Genomic DNA, 11717 nt, shown 5'->3' with positions numbered 1-11717 from the left:
TCTCGGCGCGTGAGATCGGTGAGACAGTGTTCGCGCTCGGCCTGCACCAATGCGGCCGTGGCGACGCTCACGTACGTGTACGCGGACTCGACCGCGGTCTTGGGTCCGCTGGCGCACCTGGCCGAGCCCCACAGCTACGACCTGTGCGCGGAGCACGCCGAACGGCTGACCGCGCCGCGCGGGTGGGAGGTGGTCCGCCTCATGCCCGAGTTCGAGGACGCGGGGCCGAGCCCCGACGACCTCTCCGCGCTGGCCGACGCCGTCCGCGAGGCCGGCCGCCGGCGTCGTCCGGCGGAGCCGCCCACGGTGACCGAGACGGCCCGCCGCGGCCACCTCCGTGTGCTGCGCGCGGACGACGACAACTCGGCCTGACTGTTCGGCTTGGTCGGCAGCAAATCTGGTGGTCGGCAGAATGTCAGGTGGTCGGCACCCCGGGGTGCCGACCACCTGACATTCTGCCGATCGCGCTGATCGCGGGTCGACCCGGACCCGCGCCGCACCGCGCCGCACCGCGCCGGCTGCTCAGGGGACCCAGGCGCAGGCGGCGTGGCCCGCGCCCGTCAGCTCCAGGTTGCCCGCGTCGTGCGGCACGAAGACCGAGTCGCCCTGGGTCAGGCGCTGCGGCCCTTCCTCGGAGCGGTCCGCCGTGAGCGTCAGCTCGCCGTCGAGGCACAGCAGGATGCGCGGCCCCGTCGCGGGCAGCGCCACGGGCTCGGCCGGGTCGACGTCGGCGGTCGTGAGCGCGAACTCCGTGACCGGCACGCGGTAGGTGCGCACCTGGCCGCGACCGCCCGCCGTCGTCACCTCGGGGGCGGCCGGCTGCTGCGGGGCGAAGACGGTGCAGGCGACGAGGTTCTCCTCGTCCACGAGCTTGGTCGTCAGGCCCGCCCGGAGCACGTTGTCGGAGCTGGCCATGATCTCGATGCCCACGCCCGACAAGTAGGCGTGCACCACGCCCGCGGGCGTGAACGCCGCCTCGCCCGGCTCGAGCGAGAACCGGTTGAGCATGAGGGACGCGATGGCGCCCGGGTCGCCGGGGTGCTGCTCGGCCAGCTCGATCACCGTGCGGTCGGCGCGCTCGAACGGCGAGCCGGCCGCCAGGCGGGCCCGCACCGAGTCGAGGGTGGCCGCGATGTCGGCCGCGCAGGCCTCGTCGGCGCGAGCGGACAGCAGGTGGTTGAACGCCTCCCGCATGCCGTCGTGGCCGCGGTCGTGCAGCAGCGCCGCGCGGACCGCCTCGACCATGTCGCCCGCCAGCCCCTCCAGCACGTCCAGGATGGTGCGCGGCGTGCGGAAGCCCGCCAGCCCCTCGAACTGCGTGAGCGCGACGATCATCTCGGGCTTGTGCTGGTCGTCCTTGAACGACCGCTTGGCCGACGTCAGCGGCATCCCGGCCTTGTTCTCCCGCGTGAAGCCCTCGCGGGCCTGCCGCGGCGAGGGGTGCACCTGGAGCGACAGCGCCTTGCGCGCGGCCAGCACCTTGAGCAGGTAGGGCAGGCGCGGGCCGAACTGCTCCGCGACCCGGTGGCCGAGCGTCTGCACGGGCGCCTCGCGGACCAGACGGTCGAGGGCGACGTGGTCGACGTCGTCCTCGCGCGTGATGCGGCTGACGGACGGCGCGCTGGTGTGCGCGCCGAGCCACATCTCCGCCTGGGGCCCGCCGTCGGGCTCGGTGCGGAGCAGGTCCGGGATCGCGTCGACGGATCCCCAGTCGTACCGCTGGATCGTGTTGGTCAGCGGCAGGGGCGCGTGGAACTGGGCGACAGCGAGCACGGCGCCAGGGTATCCCGACGTCAGCGGGCAGCGGGGGCGCCGGAACCCCCGCTGCCGCCGGGCAGGTCGAAGCCGATGGCCAGGCCGCTCGCGACGTCGGCGTCGAGCCGCAGCTGGGCCTCCTGCCAGAGGCGCCCCAGGAGCAGGTCGTGGTCGTCCGTGTAGTGCTGGGGCTCACCGGGGCAGGGGGTCAGCTCGCCGAAGACCACCCCGTTCCGCGTCTGGTAGAGGTCCACCCGGACGAACGCGAGGCCGGTCGCCCGCGAGATCTTCTCCGCGGTCGCGACCAGCTCCGGGAACCGGTCGGGGACCGGGATCGTCGGATCCGTCGTCCGGCCGGTGGAGACGTCACCGAGGTCGGTCCCGTCGGCGCCGAGGTACCGGTATCCGACGCCGGAGCGCTCACCGTGGCGGGCGACACGGCGGAGCAGGACCTGACCGACGCGGCCGTAGAACGTGTAGAGCTTGACGTCGACCGGGATCTCGGAGCTGTCGCTCAGGTCCTGGACGAACTCCTCCGCGTAGAAGGGCGGGCGGATCCGGTCGTACGACGGTCGCGCGGCGTCCCGTTCCATGTGGGCGCTGATCTGTGCCCGCATCTCGTCGAGCGTGATGACGTCGCCGGTGCTGATCAGCCGGTACTCGCCACCGACCCGGCGCAGCGGGAAGACGCCTCGGGACGACGCGCCGCCGATGGACTTGAGCACGAACTCGTCGGGGAGCGAACCGAGCTCGATGCTGTCGAGATCGGGCCAGGCCCGCAGCTTCACCGGTACCCGGACGCCGAACGAGTCCGCCAGCTCCTTCGAGAAGAGCTTGTCGGAGACCCTGCTGCGTGGCGAGCGGTTGGGGTGCTCGTGCGCGGCGCGGGACAGGCCGCGTTCGGTGACCAGCATCCGCCGGAACGAGGGCCGGGCCTCGACCGAACGCTGGTGCTCGTTCGCGGCGGTCGCCGCGGCAACCTGCTCACGAAGTTCCGCGAGCTCGCCACGCAGCCGCCGTGCGCGTGCCCGCCCCGCGCGGGTCTCGGCCTGCAGCCCCTCGACCTCCGACCGCAGACCCGCCACCACCTCGTCGCGCGCGGCGAGGAGCTCGTCCCGTCGCCGTACGGGGGGAAGCCTGTCGACCAGTCTTTCGGCGAGCCCTCTGTCCTGACCGGTCATGACGACACGTCTGCTCGCCGGAGCCCTGTGGTCGCGGCCGCCGCTCCGCGGCCCGCTCCGGTCCCGGTCGGGAGCAGCCCGGTCACCAGCCGGACGAACCGGCCCGCGTCGTGCCGTTCCTCGAGGTGGCGCGCTGCCGCGCGCGCCAGCTCCGAGCGCTCCGCCGGGTGCGCCTCCAGGTGCCGGATCAGCTCCAGGACGTCGCCCGGGGCCGCGTAGGCGGCGGCCTCGCCGTAGCACGGGCGGAACCGTTCGGGCACGATCACCACGCCGCCCGCCGCCATGGCGCGGGTCAGGTACGCCGGGGGCTGCCGGACCGTGTCGGCGGGGAAGCAGGGGACGTAGTCGAGCTGCTGGAGCATGCGGCGCTGCGAGAGCTCCCCGTTCCGGAAGACCAGCCACTCGATGGGCGGCCGTCCGGCGATCCTCGGCGCGTGGTCGACCACCCCGAGCAGGCGGACGTCCACGTCGTCCGCCGTGGGATAGGCGCCGAGGAAGTCGGCGTCCGACGACGGCCAGAGGTCGGCGCCCTCGAACGTCGCGAAACCGACGGTCGGCGGATCGGACGGCGCGCGCCGCCGGCCGGCGGCCCACCGGTGCGGCAGGACGGGGTCGACGGCATCGACGTCGTGCACCACCAGCCCGGGCACGTCCGCGAGCTCGGCGCGGACTCCGGGATCTGCCGGGACCCAGGTGGGCACCGAGCCGAAGAGGTCCCGGGCCGCCGCCGTGACGTCCCGGGCGGACCAGAGCGCACCACCTGTCGACTCGGCACCACCGCGGTGGGCGAGGATCGCCACCCGGTCGGCGTCGAGAACCGGGGGTTCGTGGGCCGGGAGCTGGAGTACCGCGGGGTCGTGGACCAGCAGCAGGTTCGTGTGCGCCTCCTCGGTCGGCAGGACGTTGACCACGGTCCCGTCCTCGACGAGCCGGCGGAACTCGGGCGACAGCGGCTGCGGGTTGGCGACCGGCCGGCCGGCGAGCTCCAGCTGCATGATGCCGACCCGCACGCCCTGCTCGACCAGCGCGACCAGCTCGTCGTACAGCGGCACCGCGGTGTAGGAGTCGCCGCGGAAGTCGCCGGCCAGGACCACTTCCAGGTCGGGCGTCTCCACGGGGATGCCCGTGCCCTGGACGAACCTCCGCGGGGCCCGGAAGGACCGCTGCGCCGGATCGGGCGAGACGGACGGGGACGAACCGGCCCTGATCTGCTGGTGCCACGCCGTGAAGGACTCCGAGTACTCCCGGCGCGACGGGTGGACCCAGCGTGCACGGAAGTCTCCGCGGGAGAGCGAGCCCGCCGTCAGCCGGACGAAGGCGAGCTGGTCCCTGAGCAGGAGCTGCTTGCCGGGGAGCGCCGCCACGAGCCGTTCGAGGAACTCCGAGTCGGCGCTCTTGCGGACGGGGTCGAACCCGCCGACCCGGTCGACGACCGCCCGGGGGAACATCAGTGACGACGCGTTCTTGCGGCTCGTCGGCATCCCCAGGTGCTGGAACCCCAGATCCTCCGTGACCCGGATCGATCGGCTCAACGTCGAGTGCACCGCGCTGTTCTCCAGCAGCGGCCGCACCTGGCGCGCGATCCGCTCGGGGTGCGACCAGTCGTCGGAGTCCTGGAACGTGACGAACTGGCCGCGTGCCTCGCTCAGCGCGCGGTTCCGCGCGGCGTAGGTCCCGCGGTTCTGCGGCTGGACCAGCACCCGGATTCGCTGGTCGAGGCCGGCCACTTCGTTCAGGACGCCCTCGAAGTCGGGGCCCGAGGCGTCGTCCAGCACGAGCAGCTCGAGGTTGCCCCAGGTCTGGTCGAGGATGGACCGCACAGCCGAGAAGATCTCGGGGCCGGGGCGGAACGCGGACATCACCACCGTGACCAGGGGCCCGTCCTCGGTCCCGCTGGGTCCTCGGGCGGCGAGGCTGTCGAACGGCGTCGCGCCGTCGTGCGCCAGACGGACCGGCCGCACGCCCCAGCGTCCCGTGAGCTCGTCGAGCTTTCGGTTCCACTCCTCGCTGCCGACGCCGTGCCGGGCGGCGGCCAGGTCGATCTCGAGCGTCAGGCGGTCGTCCTCCTGGAGCTCGTGGACCGCGGTGAGCTCCGACCCGAGCTCGTCGGTCGCACCGGTGAGCTGGAGGATCTGCAGGTACAGGCGCGTCTCGTCGGGGCGCCACTTCGCGCCTGGCGCCAGGTGCCTGGCGACCCGGTACAGGTGCGCCGCGTCGGACAGGTCCTCGGGGGTCAGGCTCTGGTAGCCGACGGACATGGCGAGCGCACGCCACCAGCTGGGGCGCCCGGTGCCGAGAGCGGCGGCCTCGCTCGCGGAGGTCCGCGCGGCGTCCCGGAGGTCCTCGTAGGTCCGGTCGGGCGCGATGCCCGCGGCGATGACCCGTCGGAACGAGTCGGCCCGCGTCAGCCCCGCGGTGTACGCCATCGCGCGAAGGTGGTCGCGGCGCCCGGCGATCTGCTTGGCCAGCCCGCGCGCGACGTCGGCGTCGACGGGGCGGACAGGAGCGCTCGTGGAATCGGTGGTTGAGGTTGCTGCGGTCGTCAAGGGGTTCCCTCCGGAGGTGCCAGAGGGACCAGCGCCTCGGGCGGCCCCATCTTCACCGGTCGGCACGGATCCTGACAACTCTCCGCACGGGCGACCTGCGCGGGGCGACGGCACCGGGTGAAATCGTTGGTAACTGGCCCCTGAGGTGCACCGACAGCCTGCTCGGTGCACCTAGGATGCTTGGACCGGGATGCTCCGCCCCCAACGACGGCGGCGAGTGTCCAGGCCACACGATCCGGAACGCGAGAGGTAGTAGAGGCATGTCCATGTTGGTCGTGGTGGGGCTCGGGTACGTCGGTCTCCCGCTGGTACAGGCCGCTGTCGGTGCCGGTTACGACGTGGTCGGCCTCGACGTGAACGAGCGGGTCGTCGCCGACCTCAACGCCGGACGGTCCCACGTGGACGACCTGTCCGACGAAGTGATCGCCGAGCTGCTCGCGGACGGGTTCAGGGCCTCGGCCGACGAGGCGGTGATCAAGGCGGCCGACGTCGTGGTCGTGTGCGTGCCGACGCCGCTGTCCCCGGACGGCGGGCCCGACCTCGGCGCCGTGACGGGCGCGACGCACGCCATCGCGCGCAACCTGCGGCCGGGGACGCTCGTGGTCCTCGAGTCCACCACGTACCCGGGCACCACCGAAGAGGTGGTCCAGCCCATCCTGGAGTCGGTCAGCGGGCTCCGGGCCGGCACCGACTTCCATCTCGCGTTCTCCCCCGAGCGCATCGACCCGGGCAACCCGGTCTACGGGATGCACAACACTCCCAAGGTGGTGGGCGGCTCCACCGCGGAGGCCTCGACGCTCGCCGCGGACTTCTACGGGAAGTTCGTGGAGACGGTGGTCGTGGCCAAGGGCACGCGGGAGGCGGAGGCCGCCAAGCTCCTGGAGAACACCTACCGCCACATCAACATCGCGCTGGTGAACGAGATGGCCCGGTTCTGCCACGAGCTGGGGATCGACCTGTGGGACGTGATCGGGCTGGCCAAGACCAAGCCCTTCGGGTTCCAGGCGTTCTACCCCGGCCCGGGCGTCGGCGGGCACTGCATCCCGATCGACCCAAACTACCTGAGTCACAACGTGCGCTCCCGCCTCGGCTACCCGTTCCGCTTCGTGGAGCTCGCCCAGGAGATCAACGCGACGATGCCCGCCTACGTCGCCCGCCGTATCCAGGACCTGCTCAACGAGGACAGCAAGTCGCTGCGCGGCTCCACCGTCCTGCTGCTCGGCGTCACCTACAAGCCCGACATCGCCGACCAGCGCGAGTCGCCGGCGCGCCCGCTCGGCGAGGCGCTCCTCGCCCAGGGCGCGCACCTGGCCTTCCACGACCCGGCGGTCGAGGAGTGGCAGCTCGGGTCGACGTCGCTGACCCGGGTCGCCGACCTGGGCCGCGCGGTGGCCGACGCCGACCTGGTGGTGCTCGTGCAGAACCACCGCTCGTACGACGTCGATGCCCTGGCACACGCGTCGAGGCGGTTCTTCGACACGCGCGGCGCGGCCACGGGCGACAAGGTGCACCGCCTGTGACGACCGGGTCCGTGTCCATCCAGCAGAAACTCAGAAGGGGATAGCCCATGCGTCGTCCGTCCGTCTTCAACCTGGTGATCGCCGCCCTCGCGCTGGTAGGTGTCGCCGCGGCCGTGACAGCGGCCGTCGAAGGCTCCGTCGCGCTGGTGCTGACCGGTGTGGGCCTCGCCCTTCTCGCCGCGGTCGCGTACCTGACCGACCGGCGCTCCCGCGCGGGTCGGCGATCGCTCGAGCTGCTGCTGAAGCGGGGCTTCGAGGGCGTCCGGCAGGACCTGACCGAGCTCGCCTCGCCTGAGGACCTGGTCGAGGTCACGGAGCGGCTGGACCGGCTGGACGCCCGCCTCGAGAAGGCGCAGCGGCGTCTGGTCGCGGCGTCCGACGCGGCCCGGCTGGAGGCGGCGGAGCGCGCGTCGCGGGTGAACGTCTGACCGAGCGGGCGGCGCCGCCCCTCGGCCGGGCGTCCGAGTCCGACCCGGACGGCGCCCGGCGCCGCGTAGGCTGACCGGGTGGCAATGGACCTCTCCCAGATCATCAAGGCGTACGACGTCCGAGGTACCGTCCCGGACCAGCTCTCACCGCAGGTCGCGCGCGCGATCGGCCGGGCGTTCGCCCGCGTCGTCGTGCTGGCCGGGGCCGGCACCGGGCCGGCCGACGCCGACGCCTCGCCCGCCGTCGTGGTGGGCCACGACATGCGGGACTCCGGCCCCGAGCTCGTGGAGGCGTTCGCCGCGGGGCTGACCGCCGAGGGCGTGGACGTGACGCGCATCGGGCTGTGCTCCACCGACGGGCTGTACCACGCCTCGGGCGTGCTCGGCCTGCCGGGCGCGATGTTCACCGCCAGCCACAACCCCGCCGCCTACAACGGCATCAAGCTGTGCCGCGCGGGCGCGCGGCCCGTCGGAGAGGCCACCGGCCTCGCCGACATCCGCGAGGTCGCCCAGGCGATCCTGGACGACGACGAGGGCGGCCGGGCGCCGGCCGCGCCGTCGGGCACCAGGACGGGAACCGTGACCGACCGCGACACCCTCGCCGACTACGCCGCCTTCCTGCGCGGCCTGGTCGACCTGTCCGGGCTGCGTCCGCTCAAGGTCGTGGTCGACGCCGGGAACGGCATGGGCGGGTACACCGTCCCCGCGGTGCTCGGCGAGGCGGCAGGCCTGCCGGCGCTGCCCCTGGAGATCGTGCCGCTGTACTTCGAGCTGGACGGGACCTTCCCCAACCACGAGGCGAACCCCCTCGAGCCGGCGAACCTGGTGGACCTGCAGACCGCCGTCGTGGCGAACGAGGCCGACCTCGGCCTCGCCTTCGACGGCGACGCCGACCGTTGCTTCGTCGTGGACGAGCGCGGCGTGGCCGTCTCGCCGTCGGCCGTCACGGCCCTGGTGGGGCTGCGCGAGGTGGAGAAGGAGCACGCAGCCGGCCGTACGCCCACGGTGATCCACAACCTGATCACCTCCCGGGCCGTGCCCGACCTCCTGTCGGCGGCGCGGGCCGAGGTCGTCCGCACCCGCGTGGGCCACTCCTTCATCAAGGCCGAGATGGCCGAGCGGGACGCGGTGTTCGGCGGGGAGCACTCCGCCCACTACTACTTCCGGGACTTCTTCTTCGCCGACACCGGCATGCTCGCCGCGATGCACGTCCTCGCCGCTCTCGGCGGCCAGCAGCACCCGCTGTCGGCGCTCGCCGGTATGTACGAGCCGTACGTCGCCTCGGGCGAGATCAACTCGACCGTGTCCGACGCCGCCGCGGCGACCCAGCGGGTGCTGGACGCCTACCAGGCCGCGTACCCGGGGATCGTCGTCGACCGGCTCGACGGGGTTACCGTGTCCCACTGGGACGACCACCCGCAGTGGTGGTTCAACCTCCGGGCGTCGAACACCGAGCCGCTGCTGCGGCTCAACGTCGAGGCCGCCGACGAGGACATCATGGTCAAGGTGCGCGACGACGTCCTGTCGCTGGTGCGTGCCGAGGCCGACGACGCAGGAGGAGCAGCATGAGCACCGACCCGACCGTCCAGCTGGAGCCGTGGGTGCGGCAGATCCTGCGCTGCCCCGTGACGGGCGCGGAGCTGGTCGACGCGACCGGGCCCGACGGCGAGCCGGAGCTGCACTCGACCGACCCGGACCGGCCGCTGGCCTACCCGGTGCGGGACGGGATCCCGGTGCTGCTGGAGTCGGACGCGCGGGCGCTCTGAGCCCTTCGCCGCAGGAATCCGGCCGGGTGTCTTCACACCGGACCCGGGTGTCCGACTAGGCTTGCCGCGTGGTCCAACCCCCAGAAGGTCCAGCGACGTCGTCCGAGGTGGAGCAGGGCTCGGCGGCACCCGAAGAAGAGTCTCCGACCGGCAACGACGCCGAGCGGATACTCGCCTCGGGCGTGTTCGACGTGGAGTGGTACCAGTACCAGGCGGGCCGGACCTTCGCGGACGCGGCAGAGGCGGTCCGCCACTACGTCGACGAGGGCAGGAAGGCGGGGCGCTCCCCGCACCCGCTGTTCTTCCCGTCCCGCTTCGACCCGAGGCGGTGGAACCGCAGCGAGACCGACCCGCTGGTCACCTATCTCGAGGGCGCGAGCGGCGCCTGGGAGCGGTCGACGTCGCCGCTCTTCGCCCCGGCACCCGCCATCGGCTCGCGGCGTCCCGACCGGGCCCCGCTGGAGTCGTTGCTCCAGGACGGCGACCCGCAGACCCTGCCGCCGGCACCTGGCGGCGGCTGGCTGCGTGCCGGGGTCACCCTCCCCGACGTGCGCGAGGCCCTGCGGGCGCAGGTGACCGAGCCGGCGGACGACGCGGCGGCTTCCTGGCGGGACACCCCGGCCGCCGACACCGTGCCGGGGCTGACCAGCGTCGTGGTCACCGACTGCACCTCGACCTCGGACGTGCTCGCCGCCCTCGGGGCCCTCGACCCGGTGGCGCGGGCCACGGAGTCCCGGCCCGAGCAGCCCGTCGAGGTCGTCCTCCTCGTGCCCGGCGGTCGCCGGCCCTCGGTCGGGCTGGCGCTGGCCCGGCTGGCCCGCTGGGACGTGCGGGTCGTGCCGGTGCGCGCCCGGGCGGGGACGATCGCCGCCGTCACCGCGGCCGTGCACGCCTCCCGCGGCGAGCACACGCTCGTGCTGTCCGCGCGGAACGGGTTCAAGGAAGGGACGCTCGCCGACTGGCTCGCCGCGTTCGCGGAGTCCGGCGCCGCCGCGGTGCACCCGCTCGTGCTCAACAGCCGGCACCTGGTCCGCGACGCCGGTATCGCCTACCCGCCCCAGGGGAAGGACCCGGTCCCCTTCCTGGGCGGCATGCACCCGGACAGCATCGACTGGCCCGCGCCGTGGTTCACGGTGCCGGGGGCGCCGGTCCCGCTGCTGGCCCGCACGGAGTCCGTGCGCGCGGTGCTGGGCGACGGCAAGGCCGACCTGTGGGCCGACGTCAGCCTGTCCCAGCGCCTCGCCGTGCAGGAGGGACGCCCGGTCGTCGTCGTACCCGGCCTGGTCGGGACCCAGTCATCAGGGGCCGTCGTGTTCGACGGCTCGGCCCAGCCCGAGGAAGACCTCCTGGCGTTCCAGAAGACCTGGCCGCAGGTGCCCTCCGGGTCGGCCGAGCTCTACCGGTCCTTCGGTCTCGCCCCGGTCTTCCTGGGCGTCTCGGCGCTGAGCGCGCCCGAACGGCAGCGGTCCTGGACCCGGGCGCTCTGGCTCCCGGCCGAGGGCGCCGCGCCGGGCAGGGCCCAGGTCGCGGAGGCTCCGCCGTCGCTGCGCTGGGCGATCAAGACCGCTGCGCCGTCGGCGGACCGCGCGCGCCAGTGGGGCGACTTCCACTTCGCCAACTCGCTGGCGGACGCGCTGCGGTCGCTCGGCCAGCGCGCCGTCGTCGACTACCGGTCCAACGACGCCCGGTTCAGCTCGTACGCGGACGACGTCGTCCTGACGCTGCGCGGGCTGTTCGCGGTGACGCTGCCCACGAACGTGACCAGCGTCGCGTGGGTCATCAGCCACCCCGACGAGGTGACGGCCCGCGAGCTCGGGACCTACGACCTCCGGTACGCGGCGAGCGACAGCTGGGCCCGGGACGTCTCGTCGAGGTGGGACCTGCCGGTGCGGCCGTTGCTGCAGTGCACCGACCCGAACCGCTTCTACATCGACGACGAGCCGGTTCCCGAGGTCGTCGGCAAGGCGCTGTTCGTGGGCAACTCGCGGGGCGAGGCCCGGCCCGTGGTCATGCACACCGCGGCCTCCGGCACGCCGCTCGCCGTCTACGGCGAGCAGTGGGAGGAGTTCCTGCCGCCCGAGTCGGTCGCCGGGACGTACGTGCCCAACGAGATCCTCCGCCGCTACTACCGTTCGGCGGCGTGGGCGCTCAACGACCACTGGGGCGACATGCGGGACCTCGGCTTCGTCTCCAACCGGGTGTTCGACGTCCTCGCCTCGGGCGGCCGGCTGCTGACCGACGAGGTCGAAGGGCTCGACGAGATCACCGGGACCGTGCTCCCGGAGCGCGGCCTGGCGCGCTTCAGCTCCGCCGAGGAGCTGGGCGCGGTGCTCGCCGGGCGGAGCGAGGCCTGGTACGACGAGACGTCGTTGCGCGCGCTGTCCGACTACGTCCGCAAGGAGCACAGCTTCGGTGCGCGGGCCCAGGTTCTCCTGGAGGACGTGCTGGCCCACCGCGCCACTGCGAGCGTCGGGGCGTGACGACGTAGGCTGAGGGAAACGGCAGAGCCCACGTCTCGCCC

9 protein-coding genes are annotated in these 11717 nt (G+C 73.3%); 6 read left to right on the top strand and 3 right to left on the bottom strand.

What is annotated here, in order from left to right; translation table 11 throughout:
- Nucleotides 1–9: 9 nt before the first annotated feature.
- Nucleotides 10–372 carry a DUF3499 domain-containing protein gene (locus tag H291_RS0124765; protein ID WP_026366101.1) on the top strand — a complete coding sequence of 121 codons (363 nt, stop codon included), beginning with the start codon at nucleotides 10–12 and terminating at the stop codon, nucleotides 370–372.
- Nucleotides 373–522: 150 nt separating this feature from the next.
- Here the strand turns inward: H291_RS0124765 and manA are convergent, their stop codons facing one another.
- From manA to H291_RS0124750, 3 genes are read right to left on the bottom strand one after another with little or no spacing between them, the layout of a single operon-like run.
- Complete coding sequence (manA, locus tag H291_RS0124760; RefSeq protein WP_020017723.1) at nucleotides 523–1773, bottom strand: mannose-6-phosphate isomerase, class I; 1251 nt, start codon at nucleotides 1771–1773, stop codon at nucleotides 523–525.
- A 20-nt stretch (nucleotides 1774–1793) separates the two neighbouring features.
- The gene (locus H291_RS0124755) at nucleotides 1794–2936 is read right to left on the bottom strand and encodes an ATP-grasp fold amidoligase family protein (protein WP_084468422.1); all 1143 of its coding nucleotides are present in this window, start codon (nucleotides 2934–2936) and stop codon (nucleotides 1794–1796) included.
- Entirely contained in the window at nucleotides 2933–5482 is a 2550-nt protein-coding gene (locus tag H291_RS0124750) for a glycosyltransferase (protein WP_157237320.1), read from the bottom strand. The genes H291_RS0124755 and H291_RS0124750 overlap by 4 nt, the downstream gene beginning before the upstream one ends.
- A gap of 260 nt (nucleotides 5483–5742) precedes the next feature.
- Here H291_RS0124750 and H291_RS0124745 point away from each other — a divergent pair, with 260 nt between their 5' ends.
- The 5 genes from H291_RS0124745 to H291_RS0124725 all read left to right on the top strand — a co-directional run bounded on the left by H291_RS0124745 (nucleotide 5743) and on the right by H291_RS0124725 (nucleotide 11676).
- Nucleotides 5743–7002, top strand: coding sequence for a nucleotide sugar dehydrogenase (locus tag H291_RS0124745; protein ID WP_020017720.1), 1260 nt, complete (start codon nucleotides 5743–5745; stop codon nucleotides 7000–7002).
- A 47-nt stretch (nucleotides 7003–7049) separates the two neighbouring features.
- Nucleotides 7050–7430, top strand: coding sequence for a hypothetical protein (locus H291_RS0124740; RefSeq protein ID WP_020017719.1), 381 nt, complete (start codon nucleotides 7050–7052; stop codon nucleotides 7428–7430).
- Nucleotides 7431–7514: 84 nt separating this feature from the next.
- Nucleotides 7515–8999: a phosphomannomutase/phosphoglucomutase gene (locus H291_RS0124735; protein WP_020017718.1), complete on the top strand. Its 1485-nt coding sequence runs from the start codon at nucleotides 7515–7517 to the stop codon at nucleotides 8997–8999.
- A complete protein-coding gene (locus tag H291_RS0124730) occupies nucleotides 8996–9196 on the top strand; it encodes a Trm112 family protein (protein WP_020017717.1) in 201 nt (66 codons plus the stop codon). Before H291_RS0124735 ends, H291_RS0124730 begins: the two co-directional genes overlap by 4 nt.
- A 68-nt stretch (nucleotides 9197–9264) precedes the next feature.
- Nucleotides 9265–11676 carry a glycosyltransferase family protein gene (locus H291_RS0124725; protein ID WP_157237319.1) on the top strand — a complete coding sequence of 804 codons (2412 nt, stop codon included), beginning with the start codon at nucleotides 9265–9267 and terminating at the stop codon, nucleotides 11674–11676.
- Nucleotides 11677–11717 lie beyond the last annotated feature (41 nt).

Origin of the sequence: Promicromonospora sukumoe 327MFSha3.1 (assembly GCF_000385135.1) — a bacterium.
Classification (GTDB): Bacteria; Actinomycetota; Actinomycetes; order Actinomycetales; family Cellulomonadaceae; genus Promicromonospora; species Promicromonospora sukumoe_B.
The sequence above is the reverse complement of the archived record's forward strand: the minus strand, read 5'-3'. Positions and strand labels throughout refer to the sequence as shown.

Bases quoted from the DNA above. Each gene is read 5' to 3' on its own strand.
- H291_RS0124755 (WP_084468422.1), bottom strand. From the start codon at position 2,936: ATGACCGGTCAGGACAGAGGGCTCGCCGAAAGACTGGTCGACAGGCTT.
- H291_RS0124745 (WP_020017720.1), top strand. From the start codon at position 5,743: ATGTCCATGTTGGTCGTGGTGGGGCTCGGGTACGTCGGTCTCCCGCTG.
- H291_RS0124740 (WP_020017719.1), top strand. From the start codon at position 7,050: ATGCGTCGTCCGTCCGTCTTCAACCTGGTGATCGCCGCCCTCGCGCTG.
- H291_RS0124735 (WP_020017718.1), top strand. From the start codon at position 7,515: ATGGACCTCTCCCAGATCATCAAGGCGTACGACGTCCGAGGTACCGTC.
- H291_RS0124730 (WP_020017717.1), top strand. From the start codon at position 8,996: ATGAGCACCGACCCGACCGTCCAGCTGGAGCCGTGGGTGCGGCAGATC.